This window comes from Paenibacillus lacisoli (genome assembly GCF_030580655.1).
In the GTDB taxonomy this organism is placed as follows: domain Bacteria; phylum Bacillota; class Bacilli; order Paenibacillales; family Paenibacillaceae; genus Paenibacillus; species Paenibacillus lacisoli.
On sequence record NZ_JAUQTB010000001.1, the window covers coordinates 375725 to 397460 of the forward strand.

The window sequence follows — 21736 nt, forward strand, 5'->3', positions numbered from 1 at the left end:
GGAATAAATTCGCTGTTCAGCCACAGGCAAAGTTCCTTAAGCCAATCCGCAGGCACGCTTGGCCGCAATCAGTGTATTTTGCATCAGCATCGTAATGGTCATTGGACCTACCCCGCCCGGTACCGGCGTGATGGGACCTGCTACGTCCTTCACCGCTTCAAAATCAACGTCTCCCGCCAGCTTGCCGTTATCCAGACGGTTCATGCCGACATCAATGACAACAGCCCCCGGTTTCACATAACCCGCATCAATAAAATTGGCTCGGCCGATAGCGACAACCAGAATGTCAGCCTGGAGTGCAAGCTCCTTCATGTTCGATGTACGGGAGTGACACATCGTCACCGTCGCATTCTCACGCTGCAGCAGCAGGGAGACCGGCTTGCCGACGATATTACTTCGTCCAATGACCACCGCGTGCTTGCCGGCCATTTCAATGCCCGTACGCTTAATCAGTTCGATGACGCCAGCCGGTGTGCATGGCAGCAGACTGTCGTCGCCGATCACCAGATTGCCGACGTTGACCGGATGGAAGCCATCCACGTCCTTTTCAACAGCAATGGCGTCGATGACCGCTTTTTCCTCAATATACTTAGGCAGTGGCAGCTGTACCAGAATGCCATGGATGTTATCCTGACGGTTCAGCTTGTCCACCAGTGCCAGCAGCTCTTCCTGTGAGGTTTCAGCAGACAGGCGATGCACTTCGGAATAGAAACCGAGGTCGTGACAAGCCTTCTCCTTGTTGCGTACATACACTTGAGATGCCGGGTCCTCGCCCACCAGTACAACTGCCAGACCAGGCTGAAAGCCGTCTGCCTTCAGTTCGTTGACCTGATCACGGATACCTGCGCGAATCTCTTCAGATACTTGTTTGCCATTTATTATAGGTGCTGTCATGAACTACACTCTCCCTGTACCATATTGGAAAATAAGCTGTAACCCTTATGACGATGACGTTGATGACGATCTATTTAAGACAAGCGGCTCTTCAGCTGCTCCACATCCTGAATCATCCGGCCAAGTACACCGTTAACGAATTTCCCCGATTCGTCAGTTCCGAAATGTTTGGATAATTCAATGGCTTCATTGACGGCGACTTTGGCTGGCACATCCTCACGGAAGATCATTTCAAAAGCGCCCATCCGCAAAATCTGACGGTCCACACGAGAAAGGCGGCTCATCTGCCAGCCCTTCAGATAATCCGTCAGCAGCCCGTCAATGGCTTCCTTGTGTTCCGAAGTGCCCTGAACCAGTTCCAGCACATAACTTCTCATGGCCGGTACATCTTTAATAACAATCTCTGCCTCGTTATCCTCAGCTGCTTCTGTCAGCAGCATTTCTACGGCTTCCGCCGCGCCTACTTCGTTCATTTCCATTTGATACAAGCTCTGCACTGCGATTTCCCTTGCCAGACGTCTTTTCATGTGATGCCTCCTACATTTTTACCTATTGATTGAATTAGTATTGTCAAACCAGTCCTGCACGGATTCAGCCATAAAAAAACCTGTGTACGCTCCTCCAAAAAATCGGCGTCACGAGGCTGACTCTCTTGTTTTGGAGAACGCATATCACAGGGTTCATTTAAAAGGCCGCCAGCGGTCATTGAGCCAGTTCCCCCATTCTCTCCAAGAGAAGAGAGATGCGAGTTTATGGTCACTCCGTCTGCCAAGCGTATATCCTATGAACACCACAAGTGCAAAGAACAACATATCCCAAAAACCGTACAGCAAGTAAATAAAGCCTAAAAAAACGCCGCCTGCTATGCCGAAAATCCGGCCTTTATAATTATCCCATATTTCTCTCCACAGCATCCGGAAAGATCACCTCTATTCCACACGGCTCTTGAAGCTGGGCGATTGTGCCAGATTGGCGATATACACGGATACATCGGAAACCGGGATACCTGTGATCTCACCAACATAATCATGCACGCCCTTCTGAACATCGGAAGTCAGAGACGGGATGGATCCTTCCCCGTCCACAACCGCGCGAATCAGAATCTCAAGACCGGATTCAACAACCCGCACCCGGGCTTTGACATCCCGCAGGCCGCGGAATTTGGAAGCAGCCTTCAGACACAGATTCTCTACCGTTTCCATCGAAATCTGGATATCGCCAAACTCCGTGCGCTGATCAATGGAGGGCAGCGAAGCTCGGTCACGACGGACAGAAATATAGAAGAAACGGAGACTGAGGATGAAGAGCACCGCAGCGACTACAATAGCTGCTATCCATAGATTCTGTTCCTCTTGAAGGCTGATCTCATAAGGCATGGCTCCGCTCAAGAGGAGGATGGCGACAACGGATAGGATTCCGATACTTAAGCTGTAGATGAACAGCAGAAGCCTGTCTAGTATTTTAGCCACAACAGCACAGCCTCCTTGTAATATAGAGTAAACCCTCGACTTGAAGCGTCGGGGGTTTTACGTGTCATACTCTTATTTCACCCGGCCGGTTTGATCAATCTCTTCCGTTCTCTCCGCGTTCTTGAATTGAACATCATGGATATGGACGTTCACTTCAACTACGGTCAAACCTGTCATATTCTCAATGGAGCGTTTCACATTACGCTGGATTTCAGTAGCCACTTCCGGAAGACGGTTGCCATATTCGATAATGACCGAGACATCGACAGCCGCTTCGCGTTGACCTACTTCCACCTTTACGCCTTTGGACAAATTTTTGCGGCCGAGAAGCTCCGCGAATCCGCCCGCGAATCCGCCGCTCATTCCTGCAACGCCATTCACTTCCACCGTAGCCAGGCCGGCAATAATCTCAATGACTTCGGGTGCAATCTGGATCTCCCCGATGTCTGTCCGTTCAAATTCTGTTGGCAATGAGCTCATACCCATCCACACCTTTCGGAATATAAGTTTCGTGTCGCTCTGCGGCGGTGCGCTGGAGAGACAAGCGCACTTATTATTCATACTATATCATTTGGGTAACATTATGACAAACAAGGCGGATATGCCTCTTAAATCTCGTTCTCCTCGAGAAATTTGATATCGAAATCACCCTTGATAAACGAAGGATGCTCCAGCAGCTTCTGGTGGAAAGGAATGGTGGTCGGAATTCCTTCGACCGCGAACTCAGCCAATGCACGCTTCATCTTGGCGACAGCTTCTTCTCTTGTAGGCGCCCATACGATTAGCTTTGCGATCATGGAATCGTAGAACGGAGGGATGCTGTATCCCGGATAAGCAGCGCTGTCTACCCGCACTCCTGGTCCGCCCGGCGGCAAATAAAAGCCGATTTTTCCTGGTGCCGGCATAAAGTTACGGCTTGGATCCTCTGCATTGATCCGGCATTCAATAGCCCAGCCCTGGAAAGTAACCTCTTCCTGGGTGAACGACAACGGATTGCCCTCCGCCACGGAGATCATTTCCTGAATCAGGTCAACATTAGTAATCATCTCTGTTACGGGATGCTCTACCTGAATCCGAGTGTTCATTTCCATAAAATAGAACTCCCCGTTCGGGCTCAGCAGAAATTCCAGGGTGCCTGCGCCGGAGTACTCTACCGCCAGAGCTGCACGCACAGCAGCTTCACCCATCCGCTGACGAATCTCTTCATTCAACACCGGACATGGTGCTTCCTCAATCAGCTTCTGACGACGGCGCTGAATCGAGCAGTCTCGCTCGCCCAGGTGAACGGCATGACCATGCTGGTCAGCAATGATCTGAATTTCAACATGCTTCATGCCCGTCAAATATTTCTCCAGATAAACGCCTGCATTCCCGAAAGCCTTCTCCGCTTCCTGCTGGGCAGTCGTAATCTGCTGGACCAGCATATCCTCGTCTTCCGCGATCCGGATTCCTTTACCGCCACCGCCGGCAGTAGCCTTGATAATGACCGGATAACCGATATCACGCGCGATCATAACCGCTTCATCCAGACTGTCAACCAACCCGTCCGAACCCGGAATGACCGGAACGCCAGCATCCTTCATCGTCTGCTTGGCAACAGCCTTGTCGCCCATCTTGTTGATGGCTTCCGGAGAAGGACCGATGAAGGCGATATTGCAGGAGTTGCAGATTTCTGCGAAATCTGCGTTCTCGGCCAGGAACCCGTAACCTGGATGAATAGCATCACATTCCGTCAGGGTTGCAACACTCATCAGATTTGTGAAATTCAGATAACTGTCTTTGGATAAGGTAGGCCCGATGCAATAAGCCTCGTCAGCGAGTCGAACATGCAAGGAATCCTTATCCGCTTCCGAATATACGGCCACCGTTGAAATATTCATCTCACGGCAGGCACGAATAATGCGAACCGCAATTTCGCCGCGGTTCGCAATTAATATTTTATGAAATTTCATTGTATATCCTCCTTTGGAGTGACAGACACACGCTGTTCTAAAGTCTGATTACTCCGGCTTTACCAGAAACAGCGGCTGACCGTATTCTACGAGCTGACCGTTCTCAGCCAGTACCTCGACGATCTCACCTTTGACTTCAGCTTCCAGCTCATTCATCAGTTTCATCGCTTCGATGATGCATACGGTTGTCTTCTCACCGACCTTGGAGCCCACTTTAACGAACGGAGGGTTATCCGGAGAAGAAGCACTGTAGAAAGTACCTACCATCGGAGACAGAATTTTATGTAAGTTGCTGGGTTCTGCCTGCGGTACCGGTTCAGCTGAAGGTACGGAGGCCGGGTAAGCAGCTGGAGCTGCAATGGCAGCCGGTGCCGGCTGGATCGCCTGTACGCTGACAACTTCGGTTTTGCCTGGCTTACGAATGGTCAGGCGGGATCCTTCATTCTCAATCTCAAGCTCGTGTACGGATGTTTCATCCAACAGCTTGATCAGTTCTTTAATTTCACTCAACTTAAACATGAACATGTTCACTCCTTCAAGTTCTGCCGTCGCCCCTGGCGGCCCTGATCGCATAGACAATTCAGGCCAGTCAATCAGCAGCTGGACAGGTTGGTTTCGTGCAACGTCCCTGACCTGATGACCGTTCACCGTCCGGGCCGTACTGATTCTATTGCAGCCTGTCCCTGGTTTAGTAAATGGACAAGCGCGTCACACAGTCATGCTCGCACCGAAAAAGGCAGCTGAGCCGCTGTCTAATACGACATTCATTCTGCATTATACGAAATATGTGAAATTACTGCAAAATTTATTTTATCACTTGGTCATAAAAAAGCAGCCTCCCCGGCTGCAAATCCGCTCCGGGAAGGCAATTTATTTATTATTTACTATTTTCCTTGACATGCTGGACACTGATTTTGTCCTGAGGTACTTTTAATTCTTTGATGACCAGATCGATAATACCTACAGCCTGCTTGGCATCCAGCTTGTCGCTGATGACAACGACGTTGTATTTCTCATTGGCTTCTTCACGTACGACTGCGTTAGCATACTTTTGCTTCAGCTCTTCTTCGATATTTGTAATTTTGGACTGCTTCTCTTCCAGAGCCTGCAGTTCCTTTTCTACTTTGGCCGAGTCTTCCGGATTTTTGGACATGTCGGCCATCGCCGCGCTCAGCTCTTCGGTTTTCTCATTATAGCTTTGGTCGCGCTCGAATAGATATTGATCAATTGCGGAAGCTGTTACCGGCTTGGCCGCGTTGTCGTCTTCCAGCTCCTTCAGCACCTGATCATCTGTTTTCGCCCCCCCGGCCGCTGCCTGGTCTTTTGCGTCGGCTGCCGTTTCCTTGTCACCTGCGCCGGAAGCAGAACTGCTGGTCGAATCTTCGGACTGCTGGGACGAATCCTTGGAGTCTGCTTTGCCAGGGTCTGTATTCGCCGGTTCTTGAGCGGGCGCCTTCTGACCCTCGCTGTCTGAAGAAGCCTGGGATTTGTCTGCAGCTCCGCTGTCACTTTCTCCGCTTGCCTCTTCTGCCGCGTCACCGGTTACTACCTCGTTCACCACAAGACCGTCTGCCGACTCCTTATCTCCTGCCTGGCCCGCTGCACCGGCTTTCGTGTCCTGCTGCTGACTGCCCGCTACCGGTGTTTTGGCTGGTCCTGAATCCTCTGTGAACAGATAATACGCCGAAAGAACCACCATCAGACTGAGCATCGATACCAGCCAGATTGTTTGTCTTTTGTTATTCATACCGTCATTTCCTCCCCAACACTTTAAAATATCGGCACTTGGCCGTTACTGCTGCTTCCGAGGCACTACTGACACACGATAGGCTGGCACGTTCAGCCCTTTCTCTACCGCATCCACAATCAGCTGCTTGACGACCGGATTCTCGGCACCCTTGGCAACCACGAGTACTCCGCGAACCTTCGGTTTAATCCGCTTGGTGACGATTGGAGTCTGACTGCCCGAGGATTCATAGGTGACGATTTCTCCGTCCCGGGTAAACTGCGTGCTGTTCCGCTTACCCCCATTGGAATCACTTTCCTCTGTTTGCTCCTGGCTGTCCTTGACATTGCGTTGAACCACAATTTCTTCTGTCGAATCAACAGTGACCATAACATCCACTGTTCCTACACCGACAATTTGTTCCAGCATCTGCTTCATGCTGCTCTCGAAGGCATTCTCGATACTGGCAAAAGAGGAGTCTCCCCCGCCCCCTGATGAAGCAGTGGAAGCCTGTTCGGCAGGTGCCAGTGTGCCTGGCGGCTCCCTCCCGACATTTTCGGGATCGATCTTTTTAACATTCACGAAGGAATTGAGAAGCATAATGGCCACGCCCAGCAAACCAAGAATAATTAGCCAGCGCAGCACATGGGTACGCTTCGGCCCGTTTCCGCCAGCTAGCTTGCCAAGCCATTCCGTCAATTTCCCCACGGATTCTCCCCCCCTTATTACATTTTTCCTGATTCTGAAGTACTCTGGCGAATATCTATTTTGGACTTCTCAATACTCCAGCGCGAATGGACCAGTTCAATGATGCTTTTCACTTGCGCTTCATCAGCCTGAACGGAAACAGCGCTGTCAGCCAGCTGTTCGGTACCCGGTCCGTGGCCTGTCCTGGTCATTCCGGAATCTTCCGCATCTTTGCCCAGCTGAACATGGACACTTGCAACAGGATCAACCCTGATTTCTCTCGGAGAGTCGTTCTTATTAGAATCCGGCGGCTTTTCACCTGCAGGATCTCGGGGAGGGCCCAGCAATACAGTGACTGACTGAACATCCGGCTGAGCCGCTTGACTGCTGCCATCCTGCGAAATGCTGCTCCCGTCCCGAATGCCAATCTGAACAGATTGGACCATAATGCCCGTTTCTTGGCTGATCTGCTCCTTCATTTGCTGTGCCATTTGTTCGCCAGCCCACTGCAGAGCCTGATGATCCTGCTGCTGTCTTAGCTTTTTCCCATCCGCCAGCACCTGCTCCAGTGTCGGAGCTTTTCCGTCAAGACTGCCCCCCCGTGTCATCGCCTGGAACGTCTCCTGCAGCTTCGCAGCCGGATTTGCACTCAGCAGTTTAACAACAGGCGTGAGCAAGGTAAGCAGGATCAGCAGGCTTAATACCAGCTTGACATAACGCTCCATAGACTTGCTTGGCAGCATCAGATCTACGAAGGCAGCAAGCATGACGATCAGAATCAGCTCCTTCAGCCATCCGCTGAGCCATTCCATCTCTCCCCCCCCCTTCACCTGAGCATGACGGTCAGATTGCCTGCAGTCAGCAGAATGGTCACTGCGAGGAAAAACATCAGACCCACTGCGGCAAGTGCAGCAAATACAAATACCATACTTTTGCCGATGGCCTCAAGACATTCTACGACTGGCGTGTCTCCCATGGGCTGCATGACCGCTGCCGTGATCTTGTAAATCAGAGCGAGCGTCAGGATTTTGAGTGCCGGAAACGCGCAAAGGAAGAGGAGTATCAGTACACCTGCCAAGCCAACCGCATTCTTCACCAGCAGGGAAGCGGAGAGGACCGTGTCGGTCGCATCAGCAAGCGCCTTGCCGACCACAGGGACGAAGCTTCCGGTTACATACTTTGCCGCCCGGATCGTCACTCCGTCTGTCACCGATCCGGTCAATCCTTGTACAGAAATTACACCCAGGAAGATGGTCAGCATGACACCCAGCAGACCTACACTAACGTTTCGCAGCAGATTGGCAAGCGAGGTCAGCTTGTACTTGGTAGAGATCGAACTGACCAGATGCAGAACGGCCGAGAAAAACATGAGCGGAAAGACAACGATATGGATGGTCGTCCCGACCATGTTGATCATGAACACAATAAGCGGGTGCGTCACCGAGACGGTAACGATATTGCCCATGGAAGCCAGCAGTGTAAAGAGGAGAGGCACCATCGCCATCATAAAATTGATCATGTCGTTGATGGCGTCTTTGGCGTAGCCGATGGCTACATTAAAGCTGTTAATTGCAATGACGATAATAACCATGTAGCACAAGGAATAAGCGATTTTGCTGACCTGATTACGCTCGAAAGCTGTCTGGAGCGTTTCCAGAATCATACTCATAATACTTAGCATCACGATGGTTACCAGCAGCTTGCCATTATACAAAATTTCATGCAGCAGAATGGAGCCGATCGCCGAGAAAACCGACTGCAGGCTGAAACCGTGCCCGCCGGGAAGGAGCATGTCCATAAACGAGGGTACCGAGCCATCGGGGAAGAAGCCGCCGTATTGTTTCATCAAGCCGTCCCAATAGCGCTCAACCTCATCCTTTGGCAGAAGGTCAGCCTGCTGCTTCACCCACTGATCCATTGGCGGCTTCGCTGGGTCGTCCGCTAGACTTGGAGCCGTGCCGGCCAGCCAGAAGCAGATCACCAGCACGAGCAGGCTTGTACAGCTGATCCCGGGCTTTGAATCAAGCCGGACCTGCGGAGCGCGGCGGTCGGCAGCCGGCCGCAGGCTTGATAACAAGCGTATATGCCAGGCTGTCCACCATCTGCGCAATCGCTTCATTTCTACGCTCCTTCCCGGTTTGCTCGCGGCAGTTCAAGCCCCGTTTATCTCTATGCGGAACTATGTGGGCATCAGCTTCATCACCGTTTCAATAATGATACTGATGATGGGTATCGCTAGCACCATGATCAGCACTTTCCCGGTCAGCTCTATCTTGGAAGCAATGCTGTCCTGCCCGGCATCTTTGACCACCTGTGCACCAAATTCGGCGATGTAGGCAATACCGATAATTTTGAGCACCGTCTTCAGATATATCAGGTCAATGCCTGACGATTCCGCGATCCGTTCCAACACTTCCACCACAGAGCCAATTTTGCCTACCAGCATAAGGAATATCAGAATGCCGGTCGCAGCAGCAATCAGGAAGGCAAACATCGGTTTCTGTTCCTTGACGACCAGGATGAGCACGGTAGCTATCAGCCCGAGGCCGATCACTTGAATCATCTCCATAGAGACCACCTACTTACAGAGTTCACTGGAACAAAAATATCGACTTTATCTCCTGGAGGAGACTATCGAGCAGCCTGACGACCATAAACAGGACGACGACAAATCCGATTACTGTGACCCAATGGGCCATATCCTCCTTGCCCATCTGCTTCAGAACGGTATGAATCATGGCGATAATGATGCCGATCCCCGCAATTTGAAAAATCGCGTTTACTTCAAGGTTCATCGTTGGCACCCCGCTAAAAGATCAAAATGACGACTAATGCACCACAGAGCATCCCAAGGCTTCTCCACATCTTCTCGTAACGCTGCTGATCGGCAAGCGCTGCCGTCTCTTCAAGGGATAACTGCTGTATGGTCAGTGATACGTGCTTCAGCTGGTCCTGCCGGTCGCTGGTGCCAAGACTGAATCCAAGCTGGCGGAGCGCTTCCTTCTCCGGCTGCTTCATTGCCGTAGCGCCCCAGCATTCCTCGATGGCTTGATGCAGGCTGTCCTGCGCGCTTTTGCCCGTACCGGGTTCCATCAGCCTGGCAGCCCGATGAAAGAGGCTTCGCAGCGGCTCACGCTGCTGATGGCCCATCTTGGACATAGCTTCAGGAAGCGGTGTAAAGCCATAATTGATCTCCGTCATCAGTCTCTGCAGTGCGGTGATCAGCTCACGGATCTGACGCGGCCTCCGGGCATACAGACCTGCCTGATACCATCCGCCCAGCGTAGCAGCCAACATCACGAGCAGCGCTCCTGTCATCTTAAGCATGTCTATCCCTCCCCTTTCGGGAAACATCCGGGATGATCATCATCCGCTGCTTGGCGTCAGCTACTCTGAAGCTGATAACACTCCCCTTGCGCTGCAGAAGAACATAGCGCTGGAACAGCTCCTGACTGAGCATAGGCGAGAAAGCTGGTCTCCGCGACAGCTCGGCCAATTCCCGGCCATGAGCTGTCGCTATGACCGAAATGCCAGCCTGCATGGCTTCCTGCACAGCATAAGCATCTTCCGTTCGCCCAATCTCATCCACGATCAGAACTTCCGGAGACATTGAACGAATCATCATCATCATGCCCTCCGCCTTGGGACATCCGTCCATGACATCCGTCCGTGGACCGACATCAAACCCGGGCACTCCCTTATGACTGCCCGCAATTTCTGAGCGTTCATCCACGATGCCGACCTTCTGCCCGCGGGCAAAGGGATTTGCCCCATCTTCGTATCCCGTGCCTGTGCTGATCTGACGGGCCAAATCCCGGATCAGCGTTGTCTTCCCCTGCTGAGGTGGCGACAAAATCAATGTGTGGTGTAATCGCCCGCCAGACTCGTCCCATAGAAATGGCAGAATATTATCGGCAATACCAGGCAGTTCACGGGCAATTCTGACATTAAAGCTGCTAATGTCCCTCAGATGTTCTACAGCTCCTCCGCTAAGGACCGTCCTGCCGGCCAGCCCTACCCGATGCCCTCCCGGAAGGGTGATAAAGCCTTTACGCAGTTCCTCTTCCATCGTATACAGAGAGTGGTTACTGATGGTGTCCAGAAGCCGGTAGGTATCCTCCCTGCCTGGCTTGTACGCCTTGTTCTCCTCTGATGTCAATTCACCGTCAGGAGTTACAAAATAGCTGTCACCGCCCGTATTAATCTCAAGAGCCCTGCCTTCCCTTATCCGGACTTCCTCAAGAGCGGTAAACCTCTCATCAGGAAGCGATCTAAGCATTCTCTGCAATAGGTCGGGAAACAGCTCCAGCCAATGCAGCCTCATAACCAAGCCCCCTAGTTGTCCTTCGTATACCCTATGTGTATGCAGGAAAGTCACGTTTAGACCGGTAATCTATCATTTCTTTAAAATCCCGAATAAGAGTAGAGCGACCCCGCAGCCGATCAGGCCGATCTTGTCCCAGGAAAGACGATCTGCCATCCCTGCCAGGCCAATACCCGTAGTCAGCACCAAGATGCACGGCCCCACAAATGCAAGTGCCGAGTTGACAGCCAGTGCCTTATCCACCTGATTCAGCTTCAGCATCCAGATTGCCGCGATAATCTCGGCACAACCGGATAGCATTCGGAGCAGCGCCATGCTCCCTACAAACTTGTCCATGATTACTTTTCCTCCTTTGACCGAATGATGTCTTTTGATAGATATGCAGCACGGTCACCTTTTCATTCCGTTTCTCCGGAGAAAATGATAGATTAGCAGTCTGCAGTAAAACAAAAAAAGGCCGTCCCCTCGGGGACAGCCTCTTTCTCTCACATTTAAATAGAAGTATTCAATTACCGGCGAGTCTCCGGACCTCCAACGAATGCCTGCTCCTCCGTATCTAGATTGTAAGCGGTGTGCAGGGCGCGAATCACTTCCTGAAGCTTACCGCCTTCAATGACACAGGAGACCTTGATCTCGGAGGTACTGACCATCTTGATATTGACCCCTTGATCCGAAATCACATCAAACATCTGGGCTGCAACGCCTGGATGGCTGACCATACCGGCACCGACGATAGATACTTTGACAAGATTGTCCTCGAACGTAATATCCCGGAAAGGCAGTTCATCACGGGTCTTGTTCAGCACCTCGATCGCACGTTCACGATCAGATAGCCCTACGGTGAAGGAGAAGTCCGCTTCCCCATTCTGACCGCCGCTTTGCACGATGATATCTACATCGATCTGATGCGCAGCCAAAGAACCAAAAACTCGGGCCAGGACACCCGGATGATCTGCGACTCCCAAAATGCTGATGCGTGCTACGTTCTTATCATAGGCAATCCCGCTGACTACGACTCCCTGTTCCATGACTGCTTCCTCCTTCACAACCGTACCTTCATTATAGTTAAAGCTGGACCGTACAATCAGGGGAACTCCTGAATGCTTGGCATATTCCACCGCCCTCGGGTGCAGCACTGCGGCCCCCAGGTTTGCCAGTTCCAGCATTTCATCGTAAGAGATTTCCTTCAGCTTGCGTGCATTCTTGACGATCCGCGGATCTGTGGAATAAATTCCGTCTACATCCGTGTAGATTTCGCAGAAGTCTGCATCGATTGCTGCCGCCAGGGCGACTGCCGTCGTATCGGAACCGCCGCGTCCCAAGGTTGTAATCTCACCTTCATCTGTCATCCCCTGGAATCCGGCAACAATGACAATCTTGCCCTCGCCGAGCGCTTTCTTCACCCGTTCCGGATGGATGTCTGTAATGCGGGCTTTACCGTGAACAGCCTCCGTCCGGAAGCCGGCCTGCCAGCCTGTGAACGAAATAGCGTCACGCCCGAGATTATGAATCGCCATGGAGAGCAGGGCCATCGAGATTTGTTCTCCGTTGACCATCAGCATGTCCATTTCCCTGGCGGGTGGATTTTCATTCAACAGCTTGGACTGGTCAATCAGCTCGTCTGTTGTATCTCCCATTGCAGATACAACCACCACGCATTGATGTCCCTCGTCCTGTTTCTCTGCAATCCGCTTGGCGACACGTTTCATCCGTTCTGTATCCCCAACCGAACTGCCTCCAAATTTCATCACATACAAAGACAACGCCAGCTCACTCCTCACTTGTGCTCTTTCTTCTACGCGTTTTGCGCCCTTCCATCTTAGGCAGCTGCATACGAAAAGGTGCAAATTGCTGCTCTGTCCAAGCTTGTTCCTGCCTGTAACCTCACATGCTTTAGTACAGTATAATACGAAAGAACTGCATCATCCATCCCTTTTTTTCAAAAGTGCCATTACGGCGGGGTTGGCAGCACAAAAAATCCCTCCCGCAAAAATGCGGCAGGGATTATCATTGTTCATGGGGCTATTAAGCACGGGAGATATACTTGCCGTCGCGTGTATCGACCAGCAGTACGTCGCCTTCGTTGATGAACAGAGGAACCTGAACATTCAGGCCTGTTTCAACTTTAGCGCTTTTCAGGGCGCCTTGAGCCGTATTACCTTTTACGCCTGGCTCTGTTTCAACAACCTTCAGCTCAACGCTGGTAGGCAGGTTGATACCCAGGATTTCACCCTGGTAGCTGACGATGTGAACGTTCATGTTCTCTTTGAGGAAATTCAATTCCCATTCCAGCTGGTCGCTGGTCAGGCTGAATTGATCGTAAGTTTCGTTGTCCATAAAGGTATGCTCTTGACCGCTCGCGTACAGGTAAGATACACCACGGTTCTCGATCTGCGCGCGGCCGATCGTTTCGCCGGCACGGAACGTGCGTTCAACGGTATTGCCGTTACGCAGATTTTTGAGCTTGGAGCGCACGAATGCAGCACCTTTACCTGGTTTTACGTGCTGGAAATCAAGAACTGTAAAGATGTCGCCGTCAACCTCTACGGTCAGGCCTGTTTTGAAATCGTTAACGTTAATCACTGAAAAAACCCCTCCTACAGGATCATGAATGCTTGTTTTCGTGTTGCTTGATGGCTCTTATACCACAGTAAACTGCTTGCTGGAATGCGTCAGGACAGTAATGCCAGATTCTGTAATGACGATGTCATCCTCGATCCGTACACCGCCAAGACCAGGCAGGTAAATTCCCGGTTCAACCGTTACAACCATACCCGGCTTCAGAATGTCATCACTAAGTTTGGACAGCCTTGGAGACTCATGCACTTCCATGCCCAGTCCGTGGCCTGTACTATGCCCGAACTGTTCGCCATAACCATGACGGGTGATAATGTCTCTGGCAAGGGCATCAGCTTCGCGGCCTGTCATTCCCGGCTTGATATGCTCCAGCGTATGTAGCTGTGCTTCCAGCACGATGTCATAAATTTCACGCAGCTGCGGGACCGGATTTCCAGTAGCAACCGTGCGCGTGAGGTCAGAACAGTAGCCGTCAAGTAGTGCGCCAAAGTCAAAGGTGATCAGCTCGTTGGCTTGTACCTTCTTGCTGCTGGCCACACCGTGAGGCATCGCTGAACGCTCCCCGGACGCAACAATCGTATCGAACGAGGAAGAGGTCGCACCCTGCTTGCGCATAAAGAATTCCATTTCGAGGTCCAGTTCACGTTCTGTAACCCCAGGCTTAATGAAACCCAGAATGTGCTCGAAAGTCGCATCTGCCAGGTCAGCAGCACGCTGCATAACCGCGAGTTCTTCGTCATCTTTGAACATACGGATCTGCTCCACGATACCCGATACCGGCACCATATCAATTGGAGCAAGGCGTTCCTTATAGGACTGGTAGGTACCAAAAGTAACATTATCCTGTTCAAAACCCACTTCGCGGATTTGCTGCCCGTCCAGAATTTCTTTAACCGTATCCATCACATTCGAAGCGTGTTCAACGACCTTGAACCCCTTCGCCTGTTCCGGCGCCTGCGTCATATAACGGAAATCTGTCAACAGATAGCTATCGTTCTCCGTAATAAGCACATACCCCGCCGAGCCGGTAAACCCGCTCAAATATCGGCGGTTGATGGGACTGACGACCAACATGGCGCGCAGTTTACGATCTGCCAAAGCCTGGCGCAGTTTGATCACTCGCTTGTTTTCCATCGGTTCATTCCTTCTTTCCGCGTCATTACGGTATCGAAAAGCGCATATAGCAAGGTTACTATACGCAAATAACCAAATGCTATTTTACCATGGCACAACACGGTTGAGAAGCTTTTTTAAGATAGGCTCCCTGCCTTTTCCGGTTCCCTTACTCTTTCGTCTGTAAACTCGGTAGCTACCGTATAGCCAATAAACAGGCCCCACAGCAGAAAAACACAAAATTCCGAAGTAATTGTATCCCAGGTCAGGCGGTTCAGCGGCCGCATCATCCCGCCTTTTGCACCCAGCAGCACAAATAGAATGACCCACCAAAAGATACCGTACACAAACCCTCCTGCCGGCCCTTTGAACTTCCGAAACAGTGCGGTATACAGCAGAGAGGCTATGACAGAAAATGCAATAAAAAACAGGAGGCCGAGCAGATGGCCTGCTCCGCTTTTGATGAATTGATGCTTGAAGAAAGGTTCGGCCAGGAATCCCGGTTCAACGACAGTAAAGTGCAGTACATAAAAAAACCAGCGGATGGTTCCCCATATCAAACCTGCAAAAAAGCCAAGTTCCAAGGCAAAAGCAACCGGATTCGTTCTGGCACTTTGATTGATCTGACTCATAAATGCTCCCCCTTCTGGCCTGAAGACAGCTGTCTGGATCGTAATAAGGCCAAGTAGATGATAGCTAGTATGCGCATTTCCTAAATTGCCATTCAATCCGGACAGGGGATATATCCTAAAACTAGAAATCAGCTGCAAAATTCGATACAATAGTAGTAGAAAGTACGCATTCATTCCAAGAACGGAAGGTGAAGTTGTTGTCTGAAACGTCAAAACCCGTCAGCTACGGCGGTCAGGCGGTCATCGAAGGGGTTATGTTCGGCGGCAAGCATGTCAATGTCACAGCCGTACGAAGGAAGAACCGGGAAATTACATTCCTCGAAGTGCCGCGGCAGGATAAGGCATGGGTCCAGAAGTTACGTAAAATTCCGCTCCTGCGCGGTATTGTCAGTATCATAGATTCCAGTGCCAAAGGTACGAGACATCTGAATTACGCTGCAGAGTCGTATGCGGATGATGAACTGGAGCCGGAAGAACGCGCCAAGCAGAAAGAGAAGGAAGAATCACGCTGGAGTCTGACGATGATCATCGGAGTTGCAGCTGTCGGCATCCTTTCTTTTATCTTCGGCAAGCTGGTTCTTACGCTGGTCCCGGTTTTTGTAGAAAACCTGCTCTTCGGCAGCGTCTTCAAGAGCCAGTTCCTGCATAACATCGTCGAAGGTGTTATCAAGCTGATCCTCCTGCTCTTTTATCTGTATATGATCTCTCTGACGCCGATGGTTAAACGCCTCTTCCAGTATCACGGCGCCGAGCATAAGGTGATCAGTGCCTTTGAGGCGGGAGAAGAGCTGACCCCCGAGAATGTGCAGAAGTACAGCCGTCTCCATTACCGCTGCGGCAGCAGTTTTATCATGTTGACCGTAATCATCGGCATCCTTGTCTATTCATTGTTTACGTATGACAGCTTATGGGAGCGGGTAGGCCAGCGTATTCTGCTGCTGCCTGTCGTACTGGGAATATCGTTTGAATTCCTGAAGATTACTAATTCCATGCGCGACATTCCGGTCCTCCGTTATCTCGGATATCCCGGGCTGTGGCTTCAGCTGTTGACTACCAAAGAACCTACTAACGACCAAGTGGAGGTATCGATCGCTTCCTTCAACCGGATGCGCGAGCTGGACGCCCAGCTGGAGCAGTCCCCGGTAGAACAGAACTCCGGAAGAACGATACTGGATCCCGTGAAAGGATGAGATGCGATGATAAGGCAGGCAGTCATTTTTTGGGGAAGCATCATTCTGGCTGTTATTGGTTTGATTGATTCTCCCCAATTCTTAACCACACTGATAATACCCGTCGTGTTATTAGCCGTCGTGTTCCTGCTTTACAAGTATCCGCCTTCCAGAGGACGAAGCAAACAGCCTAAGGTGAAGCCGTCCGCCCGCACCATGGCCAAGGTTGCCGAGTCCCGCAAAACCTCGTCCTCCGCGTCCAAACGCCGCAAGGAGTATCCATTCTATGTGATTGAAGGACATAAAGGCAAACAAGAGGACGATAATATTCCCAAGTATCATTAATCTAACGGACACGATAACCGGTTACGGCAAGTTCTTCTTGCCCGGCCGGTTATTTTTATACCCGTTTCCAGATTTGCCATATCAGGCACAGCGCATCAAAGAGGCTTCCCCGGTTATTCCGACCGTTTTGGGAAGCCTAGTTGTTATATTTTGACCAGCGGCTTTATTTTATCATCCTGAAAAATCGGGCTGTGCTTCGTAAAGTGATCATAATATACCTTAGTGCTCCACTTGCCGAAAAATTCGCTGCCTGCCCGAAGACCTGACTCGAACAGCCGCTGCTGATCCGCAGATGAAATATCGAACTGCGTCGTGCGGATTCCGAGCCCCGGAATCTTGATCGTGCGGTAGCGGTTCGTCTGCTCAATGTAACGCTCATCGTGGGCGGACAGCATCGTATCGACCATGGCCTGCAGCATGCTGACAGGTCCGCGGATACGGGCCCGCTGCCCGGACTGCTTGCCGACAAGCTGAAAGCCGACCGTCGGGATCAGCCGCCCTGTAGAATCCAGCTGGTCACGGTCGAAGAGCCAGAGCGGGAAATTGCTGAGCAGCGCCCCGTCCACCACGTACACAAACTGATCGGCAAAGCTCACCCCACGCCGCTGATTGGGCGGCAGTCTGAGCATGACGGGATCATAGAAATAAGGAATGCTGCTGCTCATCCGTACCGCCTTCGCAACCTCGAATTTGTCAGGCTCCATACCGAAGCGGACCAGGTCCTGAGGCAGAATAAGGATTTTGCCGTTCGTGATATCGGAAGCAATAATCTGCAGTCGGCCCGGAGGCAAATCACCGAAGGTTCTTATGCCCTTGGCACGCAGCAGCCCTTTGACCCAGTACTCCAGCGCTTCTCCTGAATATAAACCCTTCTTAAGCAGTATACGTGCTACGGGACCGATCCAGGGTGTATCAAACCATTTGGAACGTCGCAGCAAGGAGATCAACGGCGTGCGCTCGATCACGTCCTTCATTTCATCTGCGCTGTAACCGGCAGATATCAGAGCAGCCACGATCGAACCCGAAGAGGTTCCTGCCAGCCGGTGATAAGTCACCCCCTCCTGTTCAGCCGCTTTCACGGCACCAACCAATGAAATGCCTTTAACCCCGCCGCCTTCGAATACAGCATTAATCAGCATGACAAAAACCCCCTTCTCTTCCGCAGACCGCTGTACAGTCTATGTATGAGAAAGGGGCTTTCATTATGACTTTATGATATTAAATTAGTTCCAACTTCCTTAAGACGAAAATCCAAGCCCATAGGCATAATATAAGCGAATTAATTCAGACACTCCCAGCGGGTTCTTGATCAGGTGCTGTGCACTAAAGAAGACATCGCCGCCAATCTCGGGATATTTTCCATTTAGACTCAGCTGGCTGATCAACTCCGTTGGTTTACTCCAGCCATTAGCTGCCTCATTCGCAGCTCCGACCTTGTAGGCCGCATGGCCGATATACAGCTGTACCTTCGTACCCTTTACTTCCTGAACCCACCAGGCAACGACCTTGGCATAATCTGCAGGCGCATAGCCGATGCTCCAATACACCTGCGGCATCACATAATCGATCCAGCCCTGCTTCACCCATGTCCGTACATCAGCATACATACTGTCATAGGTAGTAATTCCTGCCTTGGTATCTGAACCGGTAGGATCCACCGATTTGTTGCGCCAGACCGCGAATGGACTGATGCCGTACTGAACAGCAGGCTTCACCTGATGAACGGCTTGTCCCAGCTGCTGAACGAACTGGTTGATATTATCCCGGCGCCAGTCCGCCAAAGTACTGAAGCGTCCTGTATTGTATGCCGCATATGCCGCACTGTCTGCAAATGCCGCATTGGACGGATAGAAATAGTCATCCATATGAACGCCGTCAATATCATAACCCTTTACCACTTCCATAATGCTGTCAATAATATACTGACGCGCAGCTGGAATTCCCGGATTAATATACAGCTGATTGCCCGCGTTCACGATCCATTCGGGATGCGCCTTCGCTACATGGCTGCTGGCAAGAGCAGCCGTACTGGTCGTTGTACTCGCCCGGAACGGATTAAACCAGGCATGGAACTGCATGCCCCGCTTGTGCGTCTCCTGGATCATAAAAGCGAGCGGATCATAACCTGGATCCTTGCCTTGAGTTCCTGTCAGGAACTTGCCCCAAGGCGCATAGGCTGATGGATAGATCGTATCCGAGTTGGCACGTACCTGTACATAAACTGCATTAATGCCCATAGCTTTCAGTTTATCGAGCGTATTGATATAATCCTGCTGCTGTGCCGCGGGCTTACCCGTTGAACCACTGGACGGCCAGTCTCCGTTGATCGTCGAAATCCATGCTCCGCGCACGCCTGTACTCGAATCAACGGTACCCGGGTTTGCCGGAAGGTTTGGTACAGGTGTTGTCGTTCCCGGAACCTCTGGCGTACCCGCAGACATCGAGTTCAGATCAATCCGGTATGTACTTTGATTCCACAGTACCTGTAAGCCCATCTGCTCACTGACAAAACGGATAGGAACCATAACACGGCCGTTCTTCAGATCTACAGCAGTGTCCAGAGCGACCGATTTCCCATTCGCCATCGCTATTTTACTGCCATAAGTTAACGTCAGATCTGTCTGCTGTCCGGAGATGTTGACGGTACGGGATTTCTGATCCCAATAGGCACTAGCTCCAAGCCCTTCACTAATGACGCGAAGCGGCACCATCGTTACGTTTGATTTGGCCAGAATATACGGCGCAGTATCCGAAGCAAGCCGCGTTCCATCCAGATAGATGGAAATTTGTTTCGCTGCAGCGCTTGCCTGCGGTACAGCCGATGTTACTAACAGCAGCAGCATCAGCACCATCATCCACCATTTGTTTCCCTTCATTTCCTGTCGTCCTCCACTGCATGTTTGGATTTGGCAGGCCCGCAGCAGACAGCCTGGTAAGCAGCTGCTGGTTTCGGCCTGTCTTAATGGATAGACGCCAAAAAAGAGGGTTTGTTGCGGAAAAGCAAGAATTTTATGCCAATGTAACGTCCTGAAGCAGCATAAAAAAGCATCAGTCCTTATGGACGATGCAGGTTGGATGAATGGTGTCAGTTTTCGTTCGTCAGCTCCTGATGGACTTCATGCAAATCCTGAACTCGACGCTCGTCCCGCCGGAAATACTCCACCAGGGTCTCAATTCTTGTGATGGAATCCCAGCTGAGATGGTGCTCAATTCCTTCCACATCCTTGTAAATGTTATCTTCATGAACACCGATCATTTCCAGGAACTCCTCCAGCAGATGATGCCGGTCAACGAGCCGTTTACCTGTTTTTTTACCTTTCGGTGTAAGAATAAGCCCCCTGTATTTCTCATAAATCAGGTATTCATCCTTGTCCAATTTCTGGATCATTTTGGTCACGGAGGAGGGGTGCACCTCCAGGCCTTCGGCAATATCCGATACCCTTGCATATCCCTTCTCATCGATCAACTTATAGATCCGCTCCAAATAATCCTCCATACTGGGCGTTGGCATCTGCTTCCCTCTCTTCTTTGTATACAACGCTTGCCGCCGTTACAACTACCGTTCAACTGCTCTAGTAATGATACATGTTATCAATAGGAATTGGCAAGTCGAGTACGGTTTACATAAACCCGAAGACTTACGGCATTATGCACGGCGACCAGAGCTGCTGCAGTCATCCCGATAAATTTGGCATGACTTGCTTTGCGTCTCCTACGGGCACACTATAGCTGAAATTATGCTGGTCCAGAAAGGGGACAACGCCGATGTCAACAGAAGTACTGGAACGTTCAAAGACAAAAGCAAAACCCAGAGCTACAAAGCCGTTTGTTCCGGACCTTGTTTATTTTGAACCAGACGCCCTGAACTATCCTAAAGGGCAGCGTATTATGGAATGGGTAAAGTCACAGGAAATTCCATATCGGATGACGACCTCCCACAACCGGATCACCAATCTTCCCGGTGACACCGAACAGGAGCAGTACCGGATGGCCAAACGAACACTGGTTGTCGGCATTCGCAAAACATTAAAATTCGACCAGTCCAAGCCTTCCGCTGAATATGCTATCCCGATTTCTACAGGCTGTATGGGCCACTGCCATTACTGTTATCTCCAGACAACCCTGGGGGCAAAGCCTTATGTCCGAGTGTACGTCAACACCGACGATATTATAGGCGCTGCCAAAAACTATATTAACGAGAGAGTGCCGGAAATTACGCGTTTTGAAGCGGCTTGTACATCGGACCCTGTCGGACTGGAGCATATTACAGGCTCCCTCTCCGACCTGATTACTTTTATGGCAAATGAAGAATATGGCCGGCTCCGCTTTGTAACCAAATATCATCATGTAGATCCGCTGCTGCAGCTGGACCATAAAGGGCATACCCGAATTCGTTTCAGTGTGAACGCAGACTATGTGATCCGCCAATTCGAGCCAGGCACTTCCCGTTTTGAGGAACGGATTGAAGCCGCCGGCAAAATTGCCCGTGCAGGTTATCCGCTCGGTTTTATCATCGCCCCTATTATCTGGTATGACGGTTGGGAAGAGGGATACAGCGAACTGCTGCGCAAGCTGGCAGAAGCACTTCCGCCGGAAGCCCAGCACGACCTGACCTTTGAGATGATTCAGCATCGGTTTACCAAAACAGCCAAAGCCGTGATCGAGAAACGTTATCCCAAGACGAAGCTGGAGATGGACATCGAGAAGCGCAAATCGAAATGGGGGCGCTGGGGACAAAATAAATACGTTTACCCGGATGACCAGCAGACTGCGCTGCGTGAGTTTATCTCGGAGCAGATTTTCGAGCATTTTCCTTTGTCCAACATTGATTACTTCACCTAGGATTTA

26 protein-coding genes are annotated in these 21736 nt (G+C 51.0%); 3 read left to right on the plus strand and 23 right to left on the minus strand.

Features of this window, described 5'->3' with window-relative positions:
• Window positions 1-36: 36 nt before the first annotated feature.
• The 20 genes from folD to Q5741_RS01970 form a co-directional block, all read right to left on the minus strand.
• Window positions 37-894, minus strand: coding sequence for a bifunctional methylenetetrahydrofolate dehydrogenase/methenyltetrahydrofolate cyclohydrolase FolD (gene folD, locus Q5741_RS01875; RefSeq protein WP_305022342.1), 858 nt, complete (start codon window positions 892-894; stop codon window positions 37-39).
• 74 nt (window positions 895-968) lie between these two features.
• Window positions 969-1421, minus strand: coding sequence for a transcription antitermination factor NusB (gene nusB / locus Q5741_RS01880; RefSeq protein WP_305022343.1), 453 nt, complete (start codon window positions 1419-1421; stop codon window positions 969-971).
• 153 nt (window positions 1422-1574) lie between these two features.
• Complete coding sequence (locus Q5741_RS01885; RefSeq protein WP_305022344.1) at window positions 1575-1808, minus strand: DUF2273 domain-containing protein; 234 nt, start codon at window positions 1806-1808, stop codon at window positions 1575-1577.
• 15 nt (window positions 1809-1823) lie between these two features.
• Window positions 1824-2363: an alkaline shock response membrane anchor protein AmaP gene (gene amaP, locus Q5741_RS01890; protein ID WP_305022345.1), complete on the minus strand. Its 540-nt coding sequence runs from the start codon at window positions 2361-2363 to the stop codon at window positions 1824-1826.
• Between the two features lie 72 nt (window positions 2364-2435).
• The gene (locus Q5741_RS01895; RefSeq protein ID WP_305022346.1) at window positions 2436-2843 is read right to left on the minus strand and encodes an Asp23/Gls24 family envelope stress response protein; all 408 of its coding nucleotides are present in this window, start codon (window positions 2841-2843) and stop codon (window positions 2436-2438) included.
• A 128-nt stretch (window positions 2844-2971) separates the two neighbouring features.
• Entirely contained in the window at window positions 2972-4315 is a 1344-nt protein-coding gene (accC, locus tag Q5741_RS01900; protein WP_305022347.1) for an acetyl-CoA carboxylase biotin carboxylase subunit, read from the minus strand.
• Window positions 4316-4363: 48 nt separating this feature from the next.
• Window positions 4364-4834, minus strand: coding sequence for an acetyl-CoA carboxylase biotin carboxyl carrier protein (accB, locus tag Q5741_RS01905; RefSeq protein ID WP_305022348.1), 471 nt, complete (start codon window positions 4832-4834; stop codon window positions 4364-4366).
• A 358-nt stretch (window positions 4835-5192) separates the two neighbouring features.
• A complete protein-coding gene (locus Q5741_RS01910) occupies window positions 5193-6062 on the minus strand; it encodes a SpoIIIAH-like family protein (RefSeq protein WP_305022349.1) in 870 nt (289 codons plus the stop codon).
• A gap of 45 nt (window positions 6063-6107) precedes the next feature.
• Window positions 6108-6749 (minus strand): stage III sporulation protein AG, encoded by a 642-nt coding sequence (gene spoIIIAG / locus Q5741_RS01915; protein WP_407074302.1) that lies wholly within the window; start codon window positions 6747-6749, stop codon window positions 6108-6110.
• A 17-nt stretch (window positions 6750-6766) separates the two neighbouring features.
• A complete protein-coding gene (gene spoIIIAF, locus Q5741_RS01920; protein ID WP_305022350.1) occupies window positions 6767-7540 on the minus strand; it encodes a stage III sporulation protein AF in 774 nt (257 codons plus the stop codon).
• Window positions 7541-7554: 14 nt separating this feature from the next.
• Window positions 7555-8847 carry a stage III sporulation protein AE gene (gene spoIIIAE / locus Q5741_RS01925; protein ID WP_305022351.1) on the minus strand — a complete coding sequence of 431 codons (1293 nt, stop codon included), beginning with the start codon at window positions 8845-8847 and terminating at the stop codon, window positions 7555-7557.
• Between the two features lie 60 nt (window positions 8848-8907).
• Entirely contained in the window at window positions 8908-9297 is a 390-nt protein-coding gene (gene spoIIIAD, locus Q5741_RS01930) for a stage III sporulation protein AD (RefSeq protein WP_305022352.1), read from the minus strand.
• Between the two features lie 22 nt (window positions 9298-9319).
• On the minus strand, window positions 9320-9523 hold the full coding sequence (spoIIIAC, locus tag Q5741_RS01935) for a stage III sporulation protein AC (RefSeq protein WP_305022353.1): 204 nt from the start codon (window positions 9521-9523) through the stop codon (window positions 9320-9322).
• Between the two features lie 13 nt (window positions 9524-9536).
• The gene (spoIIIAB, locus tag Q5741_RS01940; protein WP_305022354.1) at window positions 9537-10055 is read right to left on the minus strand and encodes a stage III sporulation protein SpoIIIAB; all 519 of its coding nucleotides are present in this window, start codon (window positions 10053-10055) and stop codon (window positions 9537-9539) included.
• On the minus strand, window positions 10048-11052 hold the full coding sequence (gene spoIIIAA, locus Q5741_RS01945; protein WP_305022355.1) for a stage III sporulation protein AA: 1005 nt from the start codon (window positions 11050-11052) through the stop codon (window positions 10048-10050). Before spoIIIAA ends, spoIIIAB begins: the two co-directional genes overlap by 8 nt.
• A gap of 72 nt (window positions 11053-11124) precedes the next feature.
• Window positions 11125-11391 (minus strand): YqhV family protein, encoded by a 267-nt coding sequence (locus Q5741_RS01950; RefSeq protein WP_305022717.1) that lies wholly within the window; start codon window positions 11389-11391, stop codon window positions 11125-11127.
• 170 nt (window positions 11392-11561) lie between these two features.
• Complete coding sequence (locus Q5741_RS01955; RefSeq protein ID WP_305022356.1) at window positions 11562-12815, minus strand: aspartate kinase; 1254 nt, start codon at window positions 12813-12815, stop codon at window positions 11562-11564.
• A 262-nt stretch (window positions 12816-13077) separates the two neighbouring features.
• Entirely contained in the window at window positions 13078-13635 is a 558-nt protein-coding gene (gene efp, locus Q5741_RS01960; protein ID WP_305022357.1) for an elongation factor P, read from the minus strand.
• A gap of 57 nt (window positions 13636-13692) precedes the next feature.
• A complete protein-coding gene (locus Q5741_RS01965; protein ID WP_305022358.1) occupies window positions 13693-14763 on the minus strand; it encodes a M24 family metallopeptidase in 1071 nt (356 codons plus the stop codon).
• A 116-nt stretch (window positions 14764-14879) separates the two neighbouring features.
• Window positions 14880-15374: a YqhR family membrane protein gene (locus tag Q5741_RS01970; RefSeq protein ID WP_305022359.1), complete on the minus strand. Its 495-nt coding sequence runs from the start codon at window positions 15372-15374 to the stop codon at window positions 14880-14882.
• Window positions 15375-15571: 197 nt separating this feature from the next.
• Here Q5741_RS01970 and Q5741_RS01975 point away from each other — a divergent pair, with 197 nt between their 5' ends.
• Window positions 15572-16564 carry a DUF1385 domain-containing protein gene (locus Q5741_RS01975; protein ID WP_305022360.1) on the plus strand — a complete coding sequence of 331 codons (993 nt, stop codon included), beginning with the start codon at window positions 15572-15574 and terminating at the stop codon, window positions 16562-16564.
• A gap of 6 nt (window positions 16565-16570) precedes the next feature.
• Window positions 16571-16888 (plus strand): hypothetical protein, encoded by a 318-nt coding sequence (locus Q5741_RS01980; RefSeq protein ID WP_305022361.1) that lies wholly within the window; start codon window positions 16571-16573, stop codon window positions 16886-16888.
• Between the two features lie 143 nt (window positions 16889-17031).
• Here the strand turns inward: Q5741_RS01980 and Q5741_RS01985 are convergent, their stop codons facing one another.
• From Q5741_RS01985 to mntR, 3 genes are all read right to left on the minus strand, one after another.
• Window positions 17032-18027: a patatin-like phospholipase family protein gene (locus Q5741_RS01985; RefSeq protein ID WP_305022362.1), complete on the minus strand. Its 996-nt coding sequence runs from the start codon at window positions 18025-18027 to the stop codon at window positions 17032-17034.
• Between the two features lie 99 nt (window positions 18028-18126).
• Complete coding sequence (locus Q5741_RS01990; protein WP_305022363.1) at window positions 18127-19764, minus strand: family 10 glycosylhydrolase; 1638 nt, start codon at window positions 19762-19764, stop codon at window positions 18127-18129.
• Window positions 19765-19973: 209 nt separating this feature from the next.
• Window positions 19974-20399, minus strand: coding sequence for a transcriptional regulator MntR (gene mntR, locus Q5741_RS01995; protein ID WP_305022364.1), 426 nt, complete (start codon window positions 20397-20399; stop codon window positions 19974-19976).
• Window positions 20400-20653: 254 nt separating this feature from the next.
• Here mntR and splB point away from each other — a divergent pair, with 254 nt between their 5' ends.
• Window positions 20654-21730: a spore photoproduct lyase gene (gene splB / locus Q5741_RS02000; RefSeq protein ID WP_305022365.1), complete on the plus strand. Its 1077-nt coding sequence runs from the start codon at window positions 20654-20656 to the stop codon at window positions 21728-21730.
• Window positions 21731-21736 lie beyond the last annotated feature (6 nt).